Consider the following 22,650-nt stretch of genomic DNA (forward strand, 5'->3'; position numbering starts at 1 on the left):
TCAATCACCACGGTAGAGAAGGGCGCGCTCGGATATGCGCGCGGCGAGCCGGTCGGGTCCGGCAGCCAGGATGCTGCGGCTCTCCGACGCTATCACCGCTTCCTTGAGGTCACCGAAGCGCGCACCGAGCTCGCCCGGTTCCGCGCCCTGGTGTCCGAAGCCCGGGCCGAGGATCGGCGCGATCGGCGAGAAGGCCGAGAGGCCGGCATCCGTCCAGTCGACCGTCGCGCCGATGACGAAGCCGAGGCTTCCCCACTGCCCTTCCGGCGTGGTGCGGGCGTTGCGGGCCGAGACCTCGCGCACGATGTCGGCCGAGACGGTGGCGCCGTCGGCGCGGTGCGCCCGCTGCAGCGGCAGTGCCTCCGGGTTGCTGGTGGCGGCGAGCACGAAGACGCCCTTGCCGTGGCGCCTCGCGAGGTCGAACGTGCTGTCGAGCGCGCCCACCCCCAGGAAGGGGCTGACGGTGAGCGCGTCGGCCTCCAGCGGCGAGCCCGGCGTGAGCCAGGCCTCGGCGTACGCGTCCATCGTCGAGCCGATGTCGCCGCGCTTGGCGTCGGCGATCACGAGGAGACCCGCGGCGCGGGCCGCGCCCAGGACGTCTTCGAGGGCGGCGAATCCCGCCGACCCGTAGCGCTCGAAGAACGACACCTGCGGCTTGACGACGGCGACGAGATCGGCGGCGGCCTCGACCGTGCGCAGGCCGAACTCCCGGACGCCGGCGGCGGAGGCATCCAGCCCCCACTCGGCGAGCAGGTGGACGTGCGGATCGATGCCGACGCACAGCTGTCCGCGCGCCGCCGTCGCCGCGCGGACCCGCTCGCCGAATGAGATCATGCGACTCCCTCGCGGTCCAGCGCGTATTCCTGCAGACTCCGCACGTCGAAGCCCTCGCGCAGCACCGGCAGCGCGCTGACCGCGGCGCCGAGGACGGCCATCGTGGTGAAGAGCGCCTTGTCGCCGGCCACGGCCGCGGCGCGGATCTCGTAGCCGTCGGCGCGGGTGGCACCTCCGGACGGGGTGTTCACGACGATGTCGATCTCGCCGGCGTTGATGAGGTCGACGATGTTGGTGCCGCCGGACTCCTGGGTCTCGGAGTACTTGTTCACCACGCGCACGTCGATGCCGTTGCGGGCGAGGATCTCGGCCGTCCCCTCGGTGGCGACCAGGTCGAAGCCGAGCTCCTGCAGCCGGTGGGCCGGCAGGATGACCGCGCGCTTGTCGCTGTCGGCGACCGAGATGAAGACCGTGCCCGACTGCGGCATGCCGCCGTACGCCGCCTCCTGGGACTTCGCGAACGCGGTCGGGAAGTCGCGGTCGATGCCCATGACCTCGCCCGTCGAGCGCATCTCAGGACCGAGGACGGAGTCGACCGTCTGGCCGTCGGCGGTGCGGAACCGCTTGAAGGGCAGCACCGCCTCCTTGACCGCGACCGGGGCGTCCAGCGGCACACGGGAGCCGTCCTGCTCGGGCAGGAGTCCCTCGGCCTTGAGCTCGGCGATCGTGGCGCCGGCCATGATGCGCGACGCGGCCTTCGCGAGCGGGATGCCGAGGGCCTTCGACACGAAGGGCACCGTGCGGCTCGCACGCGGGTTCGCCTCGATGACGTAGAGCACGCCGGCCGAGATGGCGAACTGCACGTTGAGCAGCCCGCGCACGCCGACGCCCTCGGCGATCGCGCGCGTCGCCTCGCGCACGCGGTCGATGTCGGTGCGGCCGAGGCTCACCGGCGGCAGGGTGCACGACGAGTCGCCGGAGTGGATGCCGGCCTCCTCGAGGTGCTCCATCACGCCGCCGATGTACAGCTCGGTGCCGTCGAACAGCGCGTCGACGTCGATCTCGATCGCGTCGTCGAGGAAGCGGTCGACCAGCAGCGGCAGGCCCGGGCCGATGATCGCCTGGTCGGCGATGCGCACGAAGTAGTCGCGCAGCGCCTCGGTCGAGTACACGATCTCCATGCCGCGGCCGCCGAGTACGAAGCTCGGGCGCACCAGCACCGGGTAGCCGATCTCCTCGGCGACCGTCACCGCGCCCTCGACGTCGGTCGCGGTGCCGTTGCGCGGCGCGACCAGACCGGCGTCGTCGAGCAGGCGCGAGAACAGCTCGCGCTCCTCGGCGAGGTCGATGGCGGCGGGCTTGGTGCCGAGGATCGTGTAGCCGGCCTCCTCGATGCCCTTCGCGAGCCCGAGCGGCGTCTGGCCGCCGAGCTGGCAGATCACACCCAGGATCTCACCGGACTGCGACTCGGCGTGCAGCACCTCGAGCACGTCCTCGAGCGTCAGCGGCTCGAAGTACAGGCGGTCGGAGGTGTCGTAGTCCGTCGACACCGTCTCGGGGTTGCAGTTGACCATCACGGTCTCGTAGCCGGCATCCGCGAGCGCGAACGACGCGTGCACGCAGGAGTAGTCGAACTCGACGCCCTGGCCGATGCGGTTGGGTCCCGAGCCGATGATCACGACCTTGGTGCGGTCCGACGGCGTCACCTCGGTCTCGAAGTCGTAGCTCGAGTAGTGGTACGGCGTCAGCGCCGGGAACTCCCCCGCGCACGTGTCGACCGTCTTGTAGACGGGACGGATGCCGAGACCGTGACGGATGCCGCGCACCTGGGTCTCGCTGTCGCCGCGCAGCTGCGCGATCTGGGCGTCGCTGAAACCGTGCTCCTTCGCGACGCGGAGGGTGGCGGCATCCAGCTCCCCCGCCTGGCGCACGAACTCGGCGACCTCGTTGATGAGCACGATCTGGTCGAGGAACCAGGGGTCGATCTTGGTCGCCTCGAACGCCTGCTCGACCGTCGCGCCCTTGCGCAGCGCCTGCTGCAGCACCACGATGCGGCCGTCGGTCGGGGTCTGGGCGATCTCGAGCAGCTCCTCCACCGAGCGCGGCTCGTCACCCCAGTGGAAGCTGGAGCCGCGCTTCTCGAGCGACCGGAGGGCCTTCTGAAGCGCCGTCGCGTAGTTTCGGCCGATCGCCATCGCCTCGCCGACCGACTTCATGGTGGTCGTCAGCGTGGTGTCGGCGGCCGGGAACTTCTCGAAGTTGAACCGCGGCACCTTCACGACGATGTAGTCGAGGGTGGGCTCGAAGCTCGCGGGCGTCACCTTCGTGATGTCGTTCGGGATCTCGTCCAGGCGGTACCCGATGGCGAGCTTCGCGGCGATCTTGGCGATCGGGAAGCCGGTGGCCTTCGACGCCAGCGCCGACGAGCGCGACACGCGGGGGTTCATCTCGATGACGATGATGCGGCCGTTGGTCGGGTCGACGGCGAACTGGATGTTGCAGCCGCCGGTGTCGACGCCCACCGCGCGGATGATGTCGATGCCGATGTCGCGCAGCTTCTGGTACTCGCGGTCGGTCAGGGTGAGGGCCGGGGCCACGGTGATGGAGTCGCCGGTGTGGACCCCGACCGGGTCGACGTTCTCGATGGAGCAGACGACGACGGTGTTGTCGGCCGTGTCGCGCATGAGCTCGAGCTCGTACTCCTTCCAGCCGAGGATCGACTCCTCGAGCAGGACCTCGCTCGTCGGCGAGTCGTGAAGGCCCGCGCCGCCGATGCGGCGGAGGTCCGCCTCGTCGTACGCGAAGCCCGACCCGAGCCCGCCCATCGTGAACGAGGGGCGCACGACCAGCGGGTAGCCGAGCTTCTCGGCGCCGGCGATGAGGTCGTCCATCGAGTGGCAGATCACCGACTGGGCGACGTCCGCGCCCGCCTCGAGCACGAGCTCCTTGAAGATCTGGCGGTCCTCGCCCTTGCGGATGGCGTCGACCTTCGCGCCGATGAGCTCGACGCCGTACTTCTCGAGGATCCCGCGGTCGTGCAGCGCCATGGCGGCGTTGAGCGCGGTCTGGCCGCCGAGGGTGGGCAGGATGGCGTCGGGCTTCTCCTTGGCGATGATCGTCTCGATCACCTCGGGGGTGATCGGCTCGATGTAGGTCGCGTCGGCGAAGTCGGGGTCGGTCATGATCGTGGCCGGGTTCGAGTTCACGAGGATGACGCGCACGCCCTCCTCGCGCAGCACGCGGCAGGCCTGCGTGCCCGAGTAGTCGAACTCGCACGCCTGACCGATGACGATCGGGCCGGAACCGATGACGAGGACGGAGCTGATGTCGTCGCGCTTAGGCATTCTTCTTGGTCTCCAGGGTCGCGACGACCAGGTCGCGGAAGCGGTCGAACAGGTAGTTGGCGTCGTGAGGGCCGGCGGCGGCCTCGGGGTGGTACTGCACCGAGAAGGCGGGGATGTCCAGCGCGCGCAGGCCCTCGACCACCTGGTCGTTCAGCCCGACGTGGCTGACCTCGATGCGGCCGTAGCCGTTGGGGCTGTCGAACGCTCCCTCGACCGGTGCGTCGACGGCGAAGCCGTGGTTGTGCGCGGTGATCTCGACGCGGCCGGTCGCCTTGTCGAGCACCGGCTGGTTGATGCCGCGGTGGCCGAACGGGAGCTTGTAGGTGCCGAGGCCCAGGGCGCGCCCGAGCAGCTGGTTGCCGAAGCAGATGCCGAAGAACGGCAGGCCGTCGTCCAGGACGCCGCGCAGCAGGTCGACGTGGTCGCCGGAGGCCGCGGGGTCTCCGGGCCCGTTGGAGTAGAAGACCGCGACCGGGTCGATCGCACGGATCTCGTCGATCGTCACGTCCTGCGGCAGGACGTGGACGTCGAACCCGCGGGAGGCGAGATTGTCGACGGTCGCCTGCTTGACGCCGAGGTCGAGCACCGCGAGGTTGCCGATCCGCTCCCCCGTCGCCGGCGTCACCTCGGCTGCGGCCACCGACACCTGCGCCGACAGGTTCTGGCCGGCCATCTGCGGGGCCTCGCGCACGAGGCGCAGCTGCTCCTCCGGGTCGATGCCGGCGGCCTCGCCCGAGAAGATCGCGCCGCGCATGGAGCCCGCCGAGCGGATGTGGCGCGTCACCGCGCGCGTGTCGATGCCGCTGATGCCCACGACGCCGTCGCTGACGAGCGCGTCGTCGAGCGACTCGTCGGCGCGCCAGTTGGACACGACGCGAGAGGGGTCGCGCACGATGTAGCCCGACACCCAGATACGTCGCGACTCGGGGTCCTCGTCGTTCATGCCGGTGTTGCCGATGTGCGGTGCGGTCTGCAGCACGATCTGGCCGGCGTACGAGGGGTCGGTCAGGGTCTCCTGGTAGCCGGTCATGCCGGTGGAGAAGACGACCTCGCCGATGGTGGTGCCGAGGGCGCCGTAGGCGCGTCCGACGTGGCGGGTCCCGTCCTCGAGCACGAGGACGGCCGGGTCGGTCTGGAACAGGGAGGTCATGCGTCGGTTCCCGTCTGGGTCGGGGGAAGGATGCCGGCCACGGCGTCCGCGAGGGCGCGGGCCGAGGCATCCTGGGGTCGGAGATAGGAGTCGACGACGGTGCCGTCGTCGAGGCGCCAGGCCAGGCGCACGAGGCCGTCGGGCTCGACCACGCGGTCGATCGCGACCGTCGCCTGCCCGACGTCCTGGATGCGGTCCGTCGCGAGGAACACCCGGGGCTTGCCGGTGAGGTCGAGCGCCACGCCGGCGTCGGTCACGGTGACGTCCGATCGCGAGCGGAAGCCGAGGCCGCCGATGGCGAGGCGCTCGAGCGGCTCGCCGTGGCGGGTGGTCGCCACGTACAGCGTCGGGAACGCCGACAGCGTCACCGCGCCCGCGGGAGCCTCGCCGACGGGAGCCGTGAGCGCGGCGTCCCGGCGCGTTCGCCGCCACCACGCCCAGGCCAGGATCACGAGCAGCGCGACGGCGACGGCGACGATGACGGCCAGCGCACCCTCGCGGGTCATGCGCGCACTCCCGGTGCGGGAAGGATCGCGCCGTCGGCGACGGTGACCGTGCCCTGGTGCAGCGTCCAGCGCACGTCGCCCGGGAGCTCGCGGCCGAGGTAGGGCGAGTTCACGCTGCGGCCGCGGAGGTCGTCCGTGGTGAAGGTGCGGCGCGGCGACGGGTCGTAGAAGGCGAGCGACGCCGGCTGCCCCTCGGTGAGAGGGGTGCCGTGACCGGAGAGCCGGCCGATGCGCGCGGGCTCGCGCGACATGACTCGAGCCACGTCGCCCCATGTGACGAGCCCCGTGTCGACCATCGACTGCTGCACGACGCGCAGGGCGCTCTCGAGACCGACCATGCCGTTCGCCGCGGCGTGCCACTCGCACGCCTTCGCCTCGGCGGGGTGGGGTGCGTGGTCGGTCGCGACGATGTCGATGGTGCCGTCGGCGAGGCCCTCGCGCACGGCGAGCACGTCCTCTTCGCGGCGCAGCGGCGGGTTGACCTTGAACCGCGCGTCGTAGTCGCGCACGAGCTCGTCGGTGAGCAGCAGGTGGTGCGGCGTGACCTCGGCGGTCACGTCGACGCCGCGCTTCTTGGCCCAGCGGATGATCTCCACCGAGCCCGCCGTCGACAGGTGGCAGACATGCAGCCGCGAGCCGACGTGCTCGGCGAGCAGGACGTCGCGCGCGATGATCGATTCCTCCGCGACGGCGGGCCAGCCCGCGAGGCCGAGCTCGGCCGACACGGCGCCCTCGTTCATCTGGGCGCCCTCGGTGAGTCGCGGATCCTGCGCGTGCTGCGCGATGACCCCGTCGAACGCCTTCACGTACTCGAGCGCGCGCCGCATGATCAGCGGATCCCACACGCAGAAGCCGTCGTCGCTGAAGACCCGCACGCGCGCCCGCGAGTCGGCCATCGCGCCGAGCTCGGCGAGGCGCTCGCCCTTCTGGCCGACCGTGACGGCGCCGATCGGCTGCACGGTGACGAATCCGGCGGCCTCCCCGAGCGCGAGCTCCTGTTCGACGACGCCGGCCGTGTCGGCGACGGGAGAGGTGTTGGGCATCGCGAAGACCGCCGTGTACCCGCCGGCCGCGGCGGCGCGGGAGCCGGTGAGGATGGTCTCGGATGCCTCGTACCCGGGCTCGCGCAGGTGCGTGTGCAGGTCGACGAGACCCGGCAGCAGCACCAGGCCGTCGGCGTCGACGACCGTCGCGCCGGCGCGGCTGACGCCGGGGCCGATCTCGGCGATCACGCCGTCCGACACGATGACGTCGGTCGCGGACGTGCCCTCGACCAGTGCCCCGCGGAAGAGAAGGGTCTCGGTCATCGGGTGTTCTCCTTCTCTGTGCCGACGGCGGCATCCGTCGCGGGCGGGGTGTCGGCCGTGCTGGGCTCCGTACCCGCCAGCAGCAGGTAGAGCGCGGCCATGCGCACCGAGACGCCGTTCGCGACCTGCTCGAGCACCGTCGAGCGGGGCGAGTCCGCGGCTTCTGCGGAGATCTCCAGACCCCGGTTCATGGGTCCGGGGTGCATGACAATGCTATCGGCTCCGAGCGCGTCCAGACGGCGTGCGTCCAGACCCCAGCGGCGCGAATACTCCCGTTCAGTAGGGAAATATGCGGCGTTCATGCGCTCCAGCTGGATTCGCAGCATCATCAGCGCGTCCGGTCCGGCTGCGATCGCGTCGTCGAGGTCGTACAGCACGTCGGCGGGCCAGGTGGAGACGTCCTGCGGCACCAGCGTCGGAGGGGCCACCAGCGTGACGCGGGCGCCGAGGGTGTTCAGCAGCCAGACGTTCGACCGCGCGACGCGCGAGTGGAGGACGTCGCCGACGATGGTGACCTTCACGCCGTCGAGGTCGCGCCCGCGGCTGTCGTCGCCGAAGCGGCGCTTGCGGATCGTGAAGGCGTCCAGGAGCGCCTGCGTGGGGTGCTCGTGCGTGCCGTCGCCGGCGTTGACGACACCCGCGCTGATCCAGCCGCTCGTCGCGAGCGTGCGCGGGGCGCCGGAGGCGCCGTGGCGGATGACGACCGCGTCCGCGCCCATCGCCTGCAGCGTCTGGGCGGTGTCCTGCAGCGACTCCCCCTTCGAGACGCTGGACCCCTTCGCGGAGAAGTTGATGACATCCGCGGACAGCCGCTTGGCGGCCGCCTCGAACGAGATGCGCGTGCGGGTGGAGTCCTCGAAGAAGAGGTTGACGACGGTCTTGCCGCGCAGCGTCGGCAGCTTCTTGATCTCGCGACGCTGCGTGTCGGCCATGTCCTCGGCGACGTCGAGGATGCGCAGCGCGTCCTCGCGGGCGAGGCCCTGGGTGTCGAGCAGGTGCCTCATGACTCGATCGTCACCTCCTCCACCGAGTCGGTCTCGGCCAGACGCACGTTGACGCGCTCGTCGCGGGAGCTCGGCAGATTCTTGCCGACGAAGTCAGGCCGGATCGGCAATTCGCGGTGGCCCCGGTCCACGAGCGTCGCGAGCCGCACGGCGGCGGGACGCCCGATGTCCTGCAGGGCGTCGAGGGCGGCGCGGATGCTGCGGCCCGAGAAGAGCACGTCGTCCACCAGCACGACCACCTTGCCGTCGATGCCGCCCGCCGGGATCTGCGTCGGCTGGGGCGCGCGGGTCGGGTTGCGGTGCAGGTCGTCGCGGTACATCGTCACGTCGAGCGCCCCGACGGGGACGGCGGCACCGCCGAACTGCTCGACGAGTGCGCCGATGCGATGGGCGAGAGTCACCCCGCGAGTGGGGATTCCGAGGAGGACCAAGCCTCCGGGGCCCTTGTTGGACTCGAGGATCTCGTGCGAGATCCGAGTCAGTGCCCGGGCGATGTCGGCCTCGTGCAGCACGGTGCGCGTGCTCATCCGCCGCTCCCTTCTCCGCCTCACGGGACGGGGTTAAAGGTTGCTGTGATCGTCGTCCAGTCTACGACACGGTGCAGGCCGGTCCCGAATCGGGACCGGCCTGCACCGTGTGGACTTCGAGCGTCAGGCGCGCGCCGCCGGGCCGCGCAGCACCCGCGAGGCGACGACCAGCGCCGCGGTGATGAGCACGACGTTCTTGAAGATGTACTGGCCCGTGAGCGTCGGGCCGGCGGGGCCGAAGACCTCGGCGGGCAGCAGTACGACCGGCGACAGGATGCCGACGAACGCGAGTGCGAGCACACCCAGGCCGATGCGCGCGAACGCGCCGCCGGCGATGAGCAGGACACCCGCGGCGACCTCGATCGCCGCCGTGGCGATGAGCGCGGCCTGGCCGCTGACGAGCCCGAACGTGAGCTTCTCCCACGTGGCGCTCACGAGCGCCTCGACCGGGCTCACGCCGGGGAAGAGCTTCAGCGCGCCGAACACGGCGAACACGGCGCCGAGGGCGACGCGCAGCGCGGGGATGCTCCAGCGCTGCAGCGAGACCTTGACGGCGGCCTCGGCACGCGCTTCCCACGCGAGGGCGGCGGCGACGGGTCCGGGGCGACCGGTGGACGAGGGGACGACGACGCCGGCGGCGCCGCGGACGGGAACGGTGGTCATGGCGTGACTCCTTCGGGTTCTGATCGCCCGCGATCGCGGGCACGGTGATCAGGACGCGGGAGGCCTCTCAGTGATACGCAACACCGCAGATTGGCGGCGGGCATACACACGGGCCGACGTGCGACCGCCGTCTCGTTGTAGAGGTCCTACAACGAGACGGCATTCCCTGGTGAGTCAGTGGCGCAGGGTCGAACCCGCCGGTTCAGGCCGCCGGGCTGGTCGCCGCCCGGTAGAGGTCGTCCTCGACCTGCGACGCCCGGATCGGGTGCCCCTGGCTGGTCAGGCACTTGCCCGACGCGAGGTCCCACTTCCAGTCGTGGAGGGAGCAGGTGAGCACGCCGTCCTCGATCTTGCCCGTCTTGGTGAGGTCCGCGCGCAGGTGCGGGCACCGCCGCTGCACGATCCACTCGCCCAGCTGGGCATCCTCTGTCTGATCGGTCTGCTCGGCGTACCAGTTCTCGACGTACTCGATCCGGTCGCGCGAGAGGCACTTGAGGAAGGTGGTGAGGAACTCGTTGAACTTGCCGCTGCGCCCGACCTCGAACTGCATCGAGAGGAAGATCGAGTTCGACCAGTCGATCTCGTGATCGGCGATGTTGGTAGAGACCAGATCGGCGGGGATCGTGTACCAGTAGATGCACTCCTCCCCGGCGTACTCGCGCACCTTCGCCTTCGGGAAGTCCACCACCATGTCCAGGTCGCCGATGCGGAAGCGCACCACACCGCCGACGCCGTTGCGGATGGTGCGCGCGCGCCGCAGCAGCGGCTCCCACCACTCCTGGATGGCCGCGAGCATCTCCGCCGGCGGCAGCACCTCTGCCCGCGAGGCCTCCTCGGCGCGGATCTCGTCCTGGCGCGTGTCGCGCTGCTCGGCGAGGTAGGACCACTTGTCGTCGAAGATCCGGTCGATCTCGGCCTGGTCGTACAGCGTCTGGGTGACCGTGAGCTCGCCGTCGTTCAGCTCCACGACCGTGCCCGGGAGGAACTCGTAGCCCTTCTGGTCGGGGCGGAGCTCCTTCATGTGCTGGAGGAACTGACGCTGATCGGTGAAGATCGCGTCGCCGTCGAGGCCGTAGCCGTTGTACTTGAAGAGCTCTTCGCGCAGGAACATGGGCGGACCGGCCATCGGGAAGACATGCTCGGCGTCCACCTTCTCGATGTAGTACATCGCCCGCTTGTTCTGCGCGTCGCGCTTGAGCTTGGCGAAGTTCTGCTTGGCGTCCTGCGGCAGGTCGTAGACCATCGGCCACCAGATCGCGCCCGACACCTGCGTGAAGTACGCCTCGGGCTTCGAGAACGACATGAGCTTCTCGAGGTCGAGCGGGTGGGAGTCGTTCTGGTTCAGGATGCTGGCGGTGCCGTCGTCCACGCTCAGCGAGGAATCGCCGATCGGGCCGTCGCTGGGCGCCCGCAGGGGCGTCACCATCACCTTGAGGGCGCCGAACTCCAGCGGGACCCCGGCCTGGGTGTAGACGATGTTGTCGTAGCCCAGCCCCCGGAGGTCCTGCTCGAGGTCGTCCGTCGGGTACTCCGGGAGGAGGACCTTGATGTCCTTGGGGACGTACTTCTCCATCAGCGCCGGATCGAAGTGGTCACGGTGACGGTGCGAGACGTAGAGGAAGTCGGCGTTTCCGTACTTCGCCCAATCGAGCGCCCGGTTGTCGGGGAACGGGAACCAGGATCCGAAGAAGGTCGGCCCGATCACCGGGTCGCAGAGGATGCTGCCTCCCGCCGTCTCGATGAACATTCCGGCATGGCCGAGGCCCGTGATGCGCATGGGTGTGTCCTCCTGGGTCGAACCAGACGAGTCTAGGCGTGTCTGGTCGGGCGCACGGGATCGCCCGCCGTGCAAAACCCGATCGGACAGCTTGGCCTGGGGCAAGCGGCCGGACACTCAGCTGTCGAAGAGCCCGCGGATGTCGTCCGCGGTGAGCGCCTGCCCGAACAGCGCGTCGTCGTCCATGACGGACCGGAAGAGCCGTGCCTTCCGCTGCTGCAGAGCCATCACCTTCTCCTCGATCGTGCCGCTCGCGATGAGACGGTAGACCATCACGCTGCGGTGCTGGCCGATGCGGTGCGCCCGGTCCACCGCCTGCGCCTCGGCCGCCGGATTCCACCACGGGTCGAGCAGGAACACGTAGTCCGCCTCGGTCAGCGTCAGCCCGAAGCCACCCGCCTTGAGGCTGATGAGGAACACCGGCGCCTCTCCCCCGCGGAAGGAGGCGACCGCGGCGTCGCGATCACGCGTCGAACCGTCGAGATACGCGTACGGGATGCTGCGTTCCTCGAGCTTGGTCGCAACCAGGCCGAGGAATGAGGTGAACTGGCTGAACACCAGCGCCCGGTGGCCCTCGGCCAGCGCCTCGTCGAGCTGCTCGAAGAGCGCCCCGAGCTTGCTCGGCGCGATGCCCGCGTGCGCCGGGTCGACGAGCTCGGGTGCCAGGCTCAGCATGCGCAGGAGCGTGAGCGAGCGGAAGACGATGAAGCGGTTGCGATCGAGGTCCTCCAGCAGCCCGAGCACCTTCTGCCGCTCGCGCTGGAGCACCGTGTCGTACAGCGCGCGGTGCGCCGCGCCCAGCTCGATGCGCACCTCCTGCTCCTGCTTGGCCGGGAGGTCGGCGGCGACGAGATCCTTCGTGCGACGCAGCACGAGTGGACGGATGCGCCGGCGCAGGCGTGCGAGCCGCCCGGCCCGGTACGCGCCGCCCTCCTGGTTCTCGGGGACCTTGCCCTTCTCGATCGGCCCCACGTACTCCTCGCGGAACCGTCGTGCCGAGGGGAACAGCCCGGGGGCGGTGAGCGAGAGCAGCGCCCAGAGCTCGGTGAGGCTGTTCTCCAGCGGCGTGCCGGTGACGGCGTAGACGACGTCGGCCGGCAGGTCCCGCGCGGCGCGGTAGGCCTTGGTCTGGCTGTTCTTGACGAACTGCGCCTCGTCGAGGATGAGTCCTGCCCACTTCACCCGGGCGAACTCGGGCTCGTCGAGCCGGAGCAGCGTGTACGAGGTGACGACGACGTCGGCCGAGACTGCAGCATCCGTCACCGTCGTCCCGCGCTTCGCGCGCGTCGCGTCGACGACCGCCACGCGGAGATCGGGCGTGAAGCGCGCGGCCTCGCTCCGCCACGTGGACAGCACCGACGTGGGGGCGACCACGAGGAAGGGACGGGCCTCTCCGCTCTCGCGTGCATGGGCGATCAGCGCGAGGAGCTGCAGCGTCTTGCCGAGCCCCATGTCGTCGGCGAGGATCCCGCCGAGACGGTGATGCCACAGGAACGCCAGCCAGTCGTACCCGACCCGCTGATACGGCCGCAGCTCGGCCTTCAGCGCGGCGGGCGGCGGCGTCGCCGGGACGCCGTCGGCGTCACGCAGCGCCTCGACGGTGGCACGCCACGAGACAGCGGGCTGCGCTTCGTCGGCGAGATCCTCGAAATCGGCCCACAGCGCGGTCTGGTACCGGCTGATCCGCGGCGCGGTCTCCCAATCGTCCAGCTCGCCGGCCTCGTCGATGAGATCGCGCAGCCGTTGCAGCGAAGGATGGGACAGCGAGAAGTAGGCGCCGTCGCTCAGAAGGATCTTCTTGCGCCCTCGAGACAGAGCGGTGAAGAGCGTGCCGAACGGGATGCGGCGTCCGTCGATCATCACGACGACACCCAGATCGAACCAGTCGGGATCGGTCGTCTCAACGGAGGTGATCTCGATGCGGGGATCACCCGCCAGCTCCCGGTACGGCGGGCGCTCGCCGGAGATCTCGACGCGGACTTCGGGGTCGGCCTCCAGCAGTGGGAGCAGGCGCGACGCGAACTCGGCCGACTCGATGCCCGTCAGTGCACCGGCGGACGCGAAGTCGACCGGCGAGTGATCGCGCCACAGCCCCTCGACCCGCTCGCGGATGACCGCTTCCGCGGGTGCGTCACGGTCGGCGCCCGTCGAGTCCCAGCCCTGCAGGTCGCCGCTGCCGTACTGCCACGACAGCGTGTATACCAGCCGGTGGCTCTGCTCGAACCGCACGATCGCCACGAGCCGCGGACGGGGCGGCGGGGCGACATCGAGGCCGGGCGCCTCCAGCGCGACCCGGCGGGCGATCCGGGGCAGGTGCTCCCCGACGAACTCGTCGGCCTCGGCCGGTGGGACGGTCACCGTCTCCCGTGCGGACAGGAGGGCGGGCAGCGGGTCGGCCAGGGCGACGGCCGCCAGGGCCAGGTCGATGCGCTCGCGCTGCACGGTGAACCGGTAGACCCCGGTGCGTCCGACGGCGCGCACGTCCGCGGCATCCGCCCGTTCGCCGTCGATTGTGACGACCGGCGCGATCTCCAGGCCGCGGGCCGTGCGCTGGGCGCGCACGGCCACGGTCGCGCTCGCCGCCAGAGCGACCGTGGCGGCCCGCTCCGTCGGCACCAGCGGGATGCCGTGGTCCGCCGCCGCGGCGAGGTGGGGCCAGAGCAGGCTCGACTCGATGTCGTCGAGGGTGAGCCACTCCGACACGTCGGAGAAGGCGCCGTACGAGCGCACGTCCCGCCCGATGCTGTGCAGCTCGGCGAACCAGCGCGCCTGTGCCGGGTCGAACGCGGTCGTCGGCCGGCGCAGTGCGTCCCACGACACGCCGCCCTTGATCCACGCGTCCGAGCGCGCGGAGCGTTCGAGGGGGCGCAGCCCGACGAGGACGTCCGCGCCGTGCTGGTGCAGCCCGCGCGGGGTCGCCGACTCGACCCTCGCCGGGGCCCACGCGGACGCCCCGCGGCGGACGCGCTGGCGCAGCTCGACGCCGAGGGCGAGCGGTGTGTGGTCGCGCTGCGGTGGCGGGAGCGGATCGAACAGGGTGCGCCATGCCGAGCCGGCGGACGTGGGCGGCGCCGCGGAGGCCGCGCGATTGCCCGCGAGCAGCGTCGCGACCGTGTGCTTGCAGTCGAACTGCACGGGGCACGTGCAGGACGTCGCGGCGATGGGCCGGTCGGCGCGCTGGGGATCGAGCCGGATGCGGCACCGGTAGGTGCGACCGGCGCTGCCGGCGACGACGGACTCGACCACCGACGTGACCGGGTCCCACTCGAGCCGCTCCACCGCGCCCGCGGCGAAGTAGGCCGAGCCGCGCTCGTAGGTGCCGCTGTCGGTGTGTCGGCGGATGTGCCCGGGGTCGACGAACGGCGGGGGTCCGGCGGACGTGGTCACGGCATCCATCCTGCACGCCACCGCCGACAGGCGGGCCGTCGGCGGGTTCGGCTCGCGCGGCTCAGCGCACGGGGGCTCAGCTGGCGCGGGCGATGCGCGCGAGCACGCCGTGCACGAAGGGCCCCGACTCGTCGGTCGAGAACTCCTTCACGAGCTCGACCGCCTCGTCGATCGCCACGGCCGTGGGGACGTCCTCGTTGTAGAGGATCTCCCACGCTCCGATGCGGAGCACGGCACGATCGACCGCGGGCATGCGGGCGAGCGTCCAGTCCTTCGCGAACGTGGTGATCTGCTCGTCGATCGCGTCCTGATTGTCGATCACGCCGTCGACGATCTCGCGGGCGTAGAGCCACGAGGCCTGGCGTGCGGGCTCGTTCGCCGCGCGCTTGGCCTCGGCGGCGAGCACGGTCGCGGGCGTGTCGCCGCGGACGTCGGCCTGGAACAGGATGTCGAGAGCGCGCTTGCGCGCCTTCGTGCGGGCACTCATGCGTCAGGTGCCGCGCGCGTCAGTTGACGCGGCCGAGGTAGTCGCCCGTGCGGGTGTCGACCTTGACCTTGGTGCCGGTCTCGACGAACAGCGGGACCTGGATCTCGTAGCCGGTCTCGACGGTCGCGGCCTTGGTGCCGGCCGATGAGCGGTCGCCCTGCAGGCCCGGCTCGGTGTAGGTGATCTCGAGGACGACGGATGCCGGAAGCTCGATGTAGAGCGGGTTGCCGTTGTTGAGGGCGATCTGCACCTGCTGGTTCTCGAGCAGGAAGTGCGCCGCGTCGCCGACGGTCGCCGCGCCGACGTTGATCTGGTCGTAGTCCTCGACGTCCATGAACACGAAGTTGTCACCGTCGTTGTAGAGGTACGTGAAGTCGCGGCGGTCCACGTTCTCGATGTCGATCTTCGCGCCCGCGTTGTAGGTGCGGTCGACGACCTTGCCCGAGACGACGTTCTTCAGCTTCGTGCGGACGAAGGCGCCGCCCTTGCCCGGCTTGACGTGCTGGAACTCGATGACGTTCCAGAGCTGGCCGTCGATGCTGAGGACCACGCCGTTCTTGATGTCTGCGGTGGAAGCCATGAGGGTGCGAATCCGTTTCGTTGAAGTGAAGGAGGCGCCGGGCGCCCCTGGACAAGCTCAGGGGGCGGACGCGCCGACGTTCGATTCTACGGGATGCCTGATCTCCGGCGGATTCGTCAGCCCTCGACCTGTCCGGTGATGATGTCGATGAGCCGCGCGACGGCGGTCGCGTAGCCTGCGACGCCCTCCCCGACCACGTGGACCAGTGCGACGTCCGCGACGTAGGAGTGGTGGCGGAAGTCCTCCCGAGCGCGCACATCCGAGATGTGGACCTCGGCCACGGGAAGACCCACCCCCGACAGTGCATCGCGCAGCACGACGGACGTGTGCGTGAGGCCTCCGGGGTTGATGACGATGCCGGCGCAGTCCTGGCGCGCCGCGTGGATCTCGTCCAGCAGGACGCCCTCGTGGTTGCTCTGCACCGCCCGGACCTCGAAGCCGCGCCGGGCTGCGGCATCCGTCGTCACCCGCTCGACGTCGGCGAGGGTCGCCGTCCCATAGATGGCGGGCTCGCGCGTACCGAGAAGGTTCAGGTTGGGTCCGTTGACGAGCAGGAGGCGGCGCGGGGACGTCATGGTCGCACGATATCAGCGGCCGGGGCGGGTCCTTGCGCGCGTGTCAGGGCAGCGGACGCGACATGACCAGCTCGGGTCCGATGGCGCTCGTGTACGTCTCGCCGGTCGGCTCGAACCCGGCCCGGCGGTAGGCGCCCTGCGCGCGGAGGTTGTCGCGGTGCACGTCGAGGTGGAGCAGGGTGAGTCCCAGCCCCGCCGCCCAGTCCGCCGCGGCCGCAAGGAGCAGGTCGACGGCGCCCGACCCGCGGTACGCCGGGTTGACGTAGACGCCCACGACGTCCGCACGGCGGTCGTCGACGAAGCGGCCCAGGTGGTCGGTCTGCCCGGTGGCGCGGATCAGCACCGACAGGCTGCCCACCCACGAGTCGTCGACCACCGCCACGAACTGCGCCGCCGTCTCGCTCTCCGACGCCAGGGCCGCCCGCTCGATCCAGAAGGCGTCGGGTCGCGCTTCGACCTGCGCGGGCGTCTCGAGGAACGCGATGGCGGCGTCCGGATCGCTCGTGGACTCGCGTCGCAGCTCGCGCACGGCGCGCCACTCGTCGGCGCGGACGCGGCGCACGGTCACGCGCGGATCGGGCGATGCGCTCATTCGAGCACCCTACCCCGCGCTGCCCGGAGCACGGGTCAGCCGGCGACCTCCTGATACGCCGCGAACAGCAGCGACTCGTCGGGCGCCTGCAGGACGGTGGGCTTGGCGATGTCGTCGAGCACGACGAAACGCAGCATGCCGCCGCGGCTCTTCTTGTCGCGCTGCATGGTCGACAGCAGCTGCGGCCACGCGCCGGGTCGGTAGCTCGTCGGCAGACCGAGGGATTCGAGGATGTCGCGGTGACGCTGGGCCGCCGCGTCGGGGAGCCGTCCCGCCAGGCGTGAGAGCTCGGCGGCGAACACCATGCCCACCGAGATGGCGGCGCCGTGGCGCCACCGGTACCGCTCCGCGTGCTCGATCGCGTGGCCCAGTGTGTGGCCGTAGTTGAGGATCTCGCGAAGCCCGGCCTCGCGGAGGTCCTCGCCCACGACCCGCGCCTTCATCTCGATGGCGAGCTCGATCGAGCGGCGGAATGCGGCGCTCTGCGGATCGACGGCGTTCTCGGGATCGGCCTCGACGAGGTCGAGGATCTCGGGCGCCCAGATGAACCCGGCCTTGACGACCTCGGCGTAGCCGGCGACCCGCTCGTTGCGCGAGAGCGTGTCGAGCAGATCGAGGTCGCAGATGACCGCGCGCGGCGCCCAGAACGCGCCCACGAGGTTCTTGCCCTCGGCGGTGTTGACGCCGGTCTTGCCGCCGACGGCCGCGTCGACCATCCCGAGCACGGTGGTCGGCACCTGCACGACCTCGACGCCGCGCAGCCAGGTGGCGGCGACGAAGCCGGCGAGGTCGGTCACCGCTCCCCCGCCGAAGCCGACGACCGCGTCGGTGCGCGTGAAGTCCGCCTTGCCCATCACCTGCCAGCAGAACGCCGCGACCTCGATCCGCTTGCCCGCCTCCGCGTCGGGGATCTCGGCCAGCAGCACCTCGCGGTCGCCGATCAGCTGCGTGCGCAGCCGCTCGGCGTGCTCGGCGAGGGTCGGCGGATGGATGACGAGCACCTTGCGGGCTGCGGGCGGGAGCGCCTCGCCCAGCGACGACAGGATGCCGCGTCCCACGGTGATGCCGTAGCTCGCGTCTCCGCTCACGGTGATGGTCGTGACGTCGGTCACTTCGCCTCGCTCCGCTCGCTCGGTACCTCGCATGCCGTCTCCTCCTGCTTGCTCTCGCGACCGCCTGGCGCCGTCGGCGCGTCGGCTCCACTGCGGATCCACGCGACGAGCGCGTCGACCACGTCCTGCACCGGGCCGCTGGACGTGTCGAAGGTCACGTCGGCCAGCGCCTCGTACACCGGGCGGCGCTCCTCGAAGATCGCCGTCCACCGCTCGATCGCGTCGGCGCCCTGCAGCAGCGGCCGGTTCGAGTCCCGGACGCGTCCTGCGACGACGCGGGGCGACACCGTCAGCAGCACGACGCGGTGCGCGGCCAGATCGTCGCGCGTGTCCGGGTTCATGACCGCGCCGCCGCCGAGCGACACGATGCCTCCCGTCGCCAGCCCCTCGGTCACCGCGGCGCGCTCTGCGGCGCGGAAATGCGCCTCGCCCTGCTCGACGAAGAGCTGCTCGATCGGACCGTGCGCGCGCACGACCGCGGCGTCGGTGTCGAAGAACGGGACGCCGAGCGCGCGCGCGGCCTTCTTGCCGATGCTGGTCTTGCCGGCCCCCATGGGGCCGATCAGCACGACGGCGTCAGAGGGCGAGGTCATGGTCGGCGAGCCCGGCGTCGCTCTCCGTGGCGGTGCGCAGCGTCTCGGGGATGGCCGCGAGGTATCCCTCCACGTTGCGACGCGTCTCGGCGACGCTGTCACCGCCGAACTTCTCCAGCACGACGTCCGCGAGGACGACCGCGACCATGGCCTCGGCGACGACGCCGGCTGCGGGGACCGCACAGACATCGGAGCGCTGGTGGTGCGCGGCGGCCGCGTCGCCGGTCGAGACGTCGACGGTGCGCAGCGCCCGCGGCACGGTGGCGATCGGCTTCATCCCGGCGCGCACGCGCAGCACGGTGCCGGTGGACATGCCGCCCTCGGTCCCGCCGGCCTTGTCGCTCGAGCGCGTGATGCCCTCTCCCGCGACGAAGAGCTCGTCGTGCGCGGCCGAGCCGCGGCGGCGGGTCGTCTCGAAGCCGTCGCCGACCTCGACGCCCTTGATGGCCTGGATGCTCATGAGCGCCTGCGCGAGCTTGGCGTCCAGGCGCCGGTCCCAGTGCACGTGCGACCCGAGCCCGGGCGGCAGGCCGTAGGCGAGCACCTCCACGATGCCGCCGAGCGTGTCGCCGTCCTTGCGCGCGTCATCGACCTCGGCGACCATCGCCTGGCTCGTGGCCGGGTCGAAGCAGCGCAGCGGGTCGGCGTCGAGCGTGTCGACGTCGTCGGGGGTCGGCAGCGCCGAGCCGTCGGGGACCCGCACCGGACCGATGGACAGCGTGTGGCTGACCAGACGGATGCCGAGCTCGGCGAGGAATGCGCGTGCGAGCGCGCCGAGCGCGACGCGGGCGGCCGTCTCGCGGGCGCTCGCGCGCTCGAGGATCGGCCGGGCCTCGTCGAAGCCGTACTTCTGCATGCCGACGAGGTCTGCATGGCCAGGGCGGGGCCGGGTGAGGGCCGCCCCGCGGCCGCGCGACTTGTCGGTGAGCTCGATGGGCTCGGCGCTCATCACCTCGACCCACTTCGGCCACTCGGTGTTGCCGATGCGCAGTGCGATGGGGCTGCCGAGGCTGGTGCCGTGCACCACGCCCGACGAGATGGTCAGCTCGTCCTCTTCGAACTTCATCCGCGAGCCGCGGCCGTAGCCGAGCTTGCGGCGCGCGAGATCCGCCTGGATCGCGGCGCGGGAGATGGGGACGCCCGCAGGCATGCCCTCCATGACGGCGACGAGTTCGGGGCCGTGGGATTCGCCGGCCGTGAGCACGCGGAGCATTGGTCCAGTCTCCCACGCCCCGCGCGGCGGTTACGCCGACGCCGGCTCCTCCAGCGCCCGGCGCATCGCGGTCAGCGCCTCGGTCTCGCCGTCCAGCGGCGCGTCGGGGTCGCCGTGACGGAAGATGCGGATCTGCAGCAGGGCCTGGTGCAGCAGCATCCCGAGGCCCGAACGGGCCGCGCCCCCCGCTCGCTCCCACGCGGCCGACAGCGCGGTCGGCCAGTGCCCGTACACGACGTCGAGAAGCAGTCCGCCGGCGCCGGCGAGGGCGTCGGCCGCGGCATCCGGAACGGGTGCGTCGCCCGGCAGGGTCGCGATCGTGAGCGGCACGTCGGAGCGGACGGATGCCGCGAACGACGTGGTCGAGACCGCGATGCCGAGGCGCCGGCCGAGGTCGGCGAGCGGGGCGACCGCCTCAGGGCGGCGGGCCACGACGTCGACTTCGCGCGCACCGAGCTCGGCCAGCGCGACGAGCGCCGATGTGGCGGTGGCGCCGGCGCCGACGATGCGGGCGCGCGCGACCTCGCCGATGCCGTCGTCGGCGAGCGCTCGGACGATGCCGCCGACGTCCGTGTTGAAGCCGCGGGGTCCCTCGGGGTCGAGCAGGTAGGTGTTCACCGCACCCGTCAGCTCGGCCCTGCGGTCGCGGCTCGCGGCCGCGGCGAACGCGACCGCCTTGAGCGGCATCGTGAGCGAGAGGCCGCGGTGCGTGTCGTCGAGCGCGGCCAGCTCGGACGCGAACGACCTCTCGTCGACCCGGCGGCGCCCGTAGCGCCAGTCCAGCCCGAGCACCTCGTAGGCGGCGGCGTGCAGCTGCGGCGAGCGGCTGTGGGCGATGGGATCGCCCCACACCTCCAGACGCGTCCCGTGGATCGTCAGCACCCCGAGTCCGCGGTGTCGCGACACCACTGCTGCCACTGCTCGACGTATCGCTGGTGCTCGCTGTACGTGCTGGTGAAGATCGTCTCTCCGGTATGGAGGTTGACGGTGACGAAGTACAGCCAGGGACCGTCGGCCGGGTGCATGGCGGCGTCGATGGCGACGTCGCCGGGGTTGGCGATCGGCCCGACCGGGAGCCCGGTGTGGTAGTAGGTGTTCCACGGATTCGGGTCGTTGAGCGCCTCCTCGGAGGAGCTCACCGTTCCGTCGTGCATCTCGCCGTAGCCGTACTGCGCGGTGGAGTCCATCTGCAGCTTGCCGAACGTCTCCTGGTTGTTCGGGTCGAGACGGTTCTGGATGACGCGGGCCACCTTCTGCATGTCGACCTCGTAGCGCGCCTCGCGCTGGACGATCGAGGCTGTCGTGAGGATCTGCTGGCGCTGGTCGGCCGGCACGCCTGCGGCGTCGAGCGACTCGATGGTGCGATTCACGAGCGTCTGGATGGCGGACTGCGCGGTGACGCTGGGATCGAAGGTGTACGTCGCCGGGAACAGCCAGCCTTCGAGCGGCTGCCCGCCTGCCGCGACGATGGCCGGATCGACCGGCACGCCATAGGCGGCCGGGTCTGCGGCGGCCGCCTGCAGATCGGCGAGCGGGATGCCCGTGCCCTCGGAGAGTCGCTGCAGGGTCCCCTCGACCGTGAAGCCCTCCGGGATCTGCGCGGTGAACTCCTGCTTGTTCGCGGGGTCCAGGAGCATGGCCAGCGCGGCTTCGCTCGTCATCTGCTTCTGAAGCTTGTAGACGCCGGGCTGGAAAGTCGGGTTCTGCCCGCTCTTGATCAGGTAGTCGTAGAACGCGTCCGCCGTCTTGGTGACACCGGCGCTGTGCAGCGCCTCCGAGATCGGCTGGCCGGTGAAGCCGGACTCGATCGTGACGAAGGCCTCGCCGGTCGCCATTCCCGCCTCGTAGTCCTTCGGCTCCTCCCAGCCCATGACCTCGCGGATCTTGTCTTCGTACGTGGTCCACACGTACAGACCGCCGGCGGTGATGCCGCCGAGGATCAGCAGCACCACACCGAGTGCGATCCATCCGCCGATCCGGCGGCGCTTCTTGTTCTTCGGCGGGGGCACGTCTCCGATGTCCTCCGTCGAGGTGGAACCGCTGAAGAGGTCGTCGAGCGTCGCGCCCGACGCTGCGGCGGCAGGCTGCTCGTCAGCGTCGTCGAGCGGCCGGGACGTGACTGTCGCGCGGCCCGCCGACCCGGTCGCGGCGGTCGCCGCCGCGGCGGCCGAGGTTCCGCCCCGGCTGTACGGCATCGCGGGGCTCACGCCGGCGCCGGCGAAGATCCAGGGGTCGTCCTCGGTGGCGGGCTCGGGCAGGTCGATCGGCTGGGTCGGACGCGGGGTGCGCAGCGGCACCGGCTGGAAGCCGCTCCCCGGGGCGGGCTCGGCCGGTTCGGCCGGAGCGGGCGCCGCCGAAGCGGGCGCCGGAGCGGCGGGACCGCTCCCGACGATCGGCGTCGAGCCGGTGATGAGCGACTCCCACTGCGCGGAGCGGTCGACGGGCGCCTGCGGAGCGGCCGGGGCCGGAGCGGGCGCCGACGCCGTCGGCGTCTCCCCCGTCGCCGCCAGTCGGGCCGCCGCTTCGCGGGCGGCGCGACGCGACGAAGGGCGTGCTTCGCCGTCGGGCGTTGAGTCGGGCATCAGGCGGGCTCCTGGGAGACGGGGGTTCCGGGCGGTCGGCCGGTGTTCTTCTCGACGTCGAGCGCTTGCTGGAGCAGGACCACCGCGGCGACCTGGTCAACGATGCTACGCGACGATCGCTGGGATCTGCCCGAACTGCGCAATGCCGCGTGTGCTGAGACCGTCGACAGCCGCTCGTCGACGAGCCGCACGGGAAGAGCGGATGCCGCCGCCAACGCGGCCGCGAAGTCCCGCGCGTCCTGGGTCGAGGCGGTGTCCTCACCGCGCAGATTCATCGGAAGACCGACCAGCAGCTCGATCGCCGAGTGCTCCTCGGCGATGGCGACGATCCGCGCGACGGAGCCGTCGTCTCGCGGAACGGTCTCCACCGGCGTGGCCAGCAGTCCGTCGGGATCGCACTTCGCGACCCCGACGCGGGCCTTCCCCACATCGATGCCCAGCCGCGCGCCCCGGCGCCAACCGCTCATCGGCAGCTCC

The 22,650-nt window shown here is 71.2% G+C and carries 20 protein-coding genes; all 20 read right to left on the minus strand.

From position 1 onward, the window contains the following. Positions 1 to 834, minus strand: a complete 834-nt coding sequence (gene pyrF / locus IM767_RS08865; protein WP_109209453.1) for an orotidine-5'-phosphate decarboxylase — start codon at positions 832 to 834, stop codon at positions 1 to 3. Beyond that, entirely contained in the window at positions 831 to 4,118 is a 3,288-nt protein-coding gene (gene carB / locus IM767_RS08870; RefSeq protein ID WP_109209454.1) for a carbamoyl-phosphate synthase large subunit, read from the minus strand. Before carB ends, pyrF begins: the two co-directional genes overlap by 4 nt. Continuing rightward, on the minus strand, positions 4,111 to 5,268 hold the full coding sequence (carA, locus tag IM767_RS08875; RefSeq protein ID WP_109209455.1) for a glutamine-hydrolyzing carbamoyl-phosphate synthase small subunit: 1,158 nt from the start codon (positions 5,266 to 5,268) through the stop codon (positions 4,111 to 4,113). Before carA ends, carB begins: the two co-directional genes overlap by 8 nt. Next, complete coding sequence (locus IM767_RS08880) at positions 5,265 to 5,774, minus strand: PH-like domain-containing protein (protein WP_109209456.1); 510 nt, start codon at positions 5,772 to 5,774, stop codon at positions 5,265 to 5,267. Before IM767_RS08880 ends, carA begins: the two co-directional genes overlap by 4 nt. Then, on the minus strand, positions 5,771 to 7,081 hold the full coding sequence (locus IM767_RS08885) for a dihydroorotase (protein ID WP_109209457.1): 1,311 nt from the start codon (positions 7,079 to 7,081) through the stop codon (positions 5,771 to 5,773). Before IM767_RS08885 ends, IM767_RS08880 begins: the two co-directional genes overlap by 4 nt. Next, entirely contained in the window at positions 7,078 to 8,085 is a 1,008-nt protein-coding gene (locus IM767_RS08890) for an aspartate carbamoyltransferase catalytic subunit (RefSeq protein ID WP_109209458.1), read from the minus strand. The genes IM767_RS08885 and IM767_RS08890 overlap by 4 nt, the downstream gene beginning before the upstream one ends. Next, entirely contained in the window at positions 8,082 to 8,612 is a 531-nt protein-coding gene (gene pyrR / locus IM767_RS08895; RefSeq protein WP_109209459.1) for a bifunctional pyr operon transcriptional regulator/uracil phosphoribosyltransferase PyrR, read from the minus strand. The genes IM767_RS08890 and pyrR overlap by 4 nt, the downstream gene beginning before the upstream one ends. A gap of 123 nt (positions 8,613 to 8,735) precedes the next feature. Beyond that, entirely contained in the window at positions 8,736 to 9,275 is a 540-nt protein-coding gene (locus IM767_RS08900) for a DoxX family protein (protein WP_109209460.1), read from the minus strand. A 202-nt stretch (positions 9,276 to 9,477) separates the two neighbouring features. Then, the gene (locus IM767_RS08905; RefSeq protein WP_109209461.1) at positions 9,478 to 11,052 is read right to left on the minus strand and encodes a Rieske 2Fe-2S domain-containing protein; all 1,575 of its coding nucleotides are present in this window, start codon (positions 11,050 to 11,052) and stop codon (positions 9,478 to 9,480) included. A 117-nt stretch (positions 11,053 to 11,169) separates the two neighbouring features. Next, a complete protein-coding gene (locus tag IM767_RS08910; protein WP_239453210.1) occupies positions 11,170 to 14,439 on the minus strand; it encodes a DEAD/DEAH box helicase in 3,270 nt (1,089 codons plus the stop codon). 76 nt (positions 14,440 to 14,515) lie between these two features. Beyond that, on the minus strand, positions 14,516 to 14,926 hold the full coding sequence (gene nusB, locus IM767_RS08915) for a transcription antitermination factor NusB (RefSeq protein WP_109209463.1): 411 nt from the start codon (positions 14,924 to 14,926) through the stop codon (positions 14,516 to 14,518). Positions 14,927 to 14,945: 19 nt separating this feature from the next. Next, positions 14,946 to 15,506, minus strand: a complete 561-nt coding sequence (gene efp, locus IM767_RS08920; RefSeq protein ID WP_109209464.1) for an elongation factor P — start codon at positions 15,504 to 15,506, stop codon at positions 14,946 to 14,948. Between the two features lie 116 nt (positions 15,507 to 15,622). Further along, complete coding sequence (aroQ, locus tag IM767_RS08925) at positions 15,623 to 16,081, minus strand: type II 3-dehydroquinate dehydratase (protein ID WP_109209465.1); 459 nt, start codon at positions 16,079 to 16,081, stop codon at positions 15,623 to 15,625. 43 nt (positions 16,082 to 16,124) lie between these two features. Further along, positions 16,125 to 16,673, minus strand: a complete 549-nt coding sequence (locus tag IM767_RS08930) for a GNAT family N-acetyltransferase (RefSeq protein WP_109209466.1) — start codon at positions 16,671 to 16,673, stop codon at positions 16,125 to 16,127. Between the two features lie 35 nt (positions 16,674 to 16,708). After that, positions 16,709 to 17,785: a 3-dehydroquinate synthase gene (aroB, locus tag IM767_RS08935; protein ID WP_109209467.1), complete on the minus strand. Its 1,077-nt coding sequence runs from the start codon at positions 17,783 to 17,785 to the stop codon at positions 16,709 to 16,711. After that, complete coding sequence (locus IM767_RS08940) at positions 17,782 to 18,378, minus strand: shikimate kinase (protein WP_109209468.1); 597 nt, start codon at positions 18,376 to 18,378, stop codon at positions 17,782 to 17,784. The genes aroB and IM767_RS08940 overlap by 4 nt, the downstream gene beginning before the upstream one ends. Then, on the minus strand, positions 18,362 to 19,591 hold the full coding sequence (gene aroC / locus IM767_RS08945; protein WP_109209469.1) for a chorismate synthase: 1,230 nt from the start codon (positions 19,589 to 19,591) through the stop codon (positions 18,362 to 18,364). Before aroC ends, IM767_RS08940 begins: the two co-directional genes overlap by 17 nt. Positions 19,592 to 19,621: 30 nt before the next feature. After that, positions 19,622 to 20,500, minus strand: a complete 879-nt coding sequence (locus IM767_RS08950) for a shikimate dehydrogenase family protein (RefSeq protein ID WP_339327391.1) — start codon at positions 20,498 to 20,500, stop codon at positions 19,622 to 19,624. Then, on the minus strand, positions 20,467 to 22,173 hold the full coding sequence (gene mltG, locus IM767_RS08955; protein WP_109209470.1) for an endolytic transglycosylase MltG: 1,707 nt from the start codon (positions 22,171 to 22,173) through the stop codon (positions 20,467 to 20,469). The genes IM767_RS08950 and mltG overlap by 34 nt, the downstream gene beginning before the upstream one ends. After that, complete coding sequence (gene ruvX, locus IM767_RS08960) at positions 22,173 to 22,640, minus strand: Holliday junction resolvase RuvX (protein WP_109209471.1); 468 nt, start codon at positions 22,638 to 22,640, stop codon at positions 22,173 to 22,175. Before ruvX ends, mltG begins: the two co-directional genes overlap by 1 nt. Positions 22,641 to 22,650: the final 10 nt, after the last annotated feature.

Source organism: Microbacterium ureisolvens (assembly GCF_015278315.1).
In the GTDB taxonomy this organism is placed as follows: Bacteria; Actinomycetota; Actinomycetes; order Actinomycetales; family Microbacteriaceae; genus Microbacterium; species Microbacterium ureisolvens.

Excerpts from the sequence above, each read along its gene's own strand:
- efp (WP_109209464.1), bottom strand. The coding sequence starts at position 15,506 with ATGGCTTCCACCGCAGACATCAAGAACGGCGTGGTCCTCAGCATCGAC.
- mltG (WP_109209470.1), bottom strand. The coding sequence starts at position 22,173 with ATGCCCGACTCAACGCCCGACGGCGAAGCACGCCCTTCGTCGCGTCGC.
- aroQ (WP_109209465.1), bottom strand. The coding sequence starts at position 16,081 with ATGACGTCCCCGCGCCGCCTCCTGCTCGTCAACGGACCCAACCTGAAC.
- ruvX (WP_109209471.1), bottom strand. The coding sequence starts at position 22,640 with ATGAGCGGTTGGCGCCGGGGCGCGCGGCTGGGCATCGATGTGGGGAAG.
- IM767_RS08900 (WP_109209460.1), bottom strand. The coding sequence starts at position 9,275 with ATGACCACCGTTCCCGTCCGCGGCGCCGCCGGCGTCGTCGTCCCCTCG.
- IM767_RS08940 (WP_109209468.1), bottom strand. The coding sequence starts at position 18,378 with ATGACCTCGCCCTCTGACGCCGTCGTGCTGATCGGCCCCATGGGGGCC.
- IM767_RS08890 (WP_109209458.1), bottom strand. The coding sequence starts at position 8,085 with ATGAGGCACCTGCTCGACACCCAGGGCCTCGCCCGCGAGGACGCGCTG.
- aroC (WP_109209469.1), bottom strand. The coding sequence starts at position 19,591 with ATGCTCCGCGTGCTCACGGCCGGCGAATCCCACGGCCCCGAACTCGTC.
- IM767_RS08885 (WP_109209457.1), bottom strand. The coding sequence starts at position 7,081 with ATGACCGAGACCCTTCTCTTCCGCGGGGCACTGGTCGAGGGCACGTCC.
- IM767_RS08905 (WP_109209461.1), bottom strand. The coding sequence starts at position 11,052 with ATGCGCATCACGGGCCTCGGCCATGCCGGAATGTTCATCGAGACGGCG.
- carB (WP_109209454.1), bottom strand. The coding sequence starts at position 4,118 with ATGCCTAAGCGCGACGACATCAGCTCCGTCCTCGTCATCGGTTCCGGC.
- IM767_RS08930 (WP_109209466.1), bottom strand. The coding sequence starts at position 16,673 with ATGAGCGCATCGCCCGATCCGCGCGTGACCGTGCGCCGCGTCCGCGCC.
- nusB (WP_109209463.1), bottom strand. The coding sequence starts at position 14,926 with ATGAGTGCCCGCACGAAGGCGCGCAAGCGCGCTCTCGACATCCTGTTC.
- pyrR (WP_109209459.1), bottom strand. The coding sequence starts at position 8,612 with ATGAGCACGCGCACCGTGCTGCACGAGGCCGACATCGCCCGGGCACTG.
- pyrF (WP_109209453.1), bottom strand. The coding sequence starts at position 834 with ATGATCTCATTCGGCGAGCGGGTCCGCGCGGCGACGGCGGCGCGCGGA.
- carA (WP_109209455.1), bottom strand. The coding sequence starts at position 5,268 with ATGACCTCCCTGTTCCAGACCGACCCGGCCGTCCTCGTGCTCGAGGAC.
- IM767_RS08880 (WP_109209456.1), bottom strand. The coding sequence starts at position 5,774 with ATGACCCGCGAGGGTGCGCTGGCCGTCATCGTCGCCGTCGCCGTCGCG.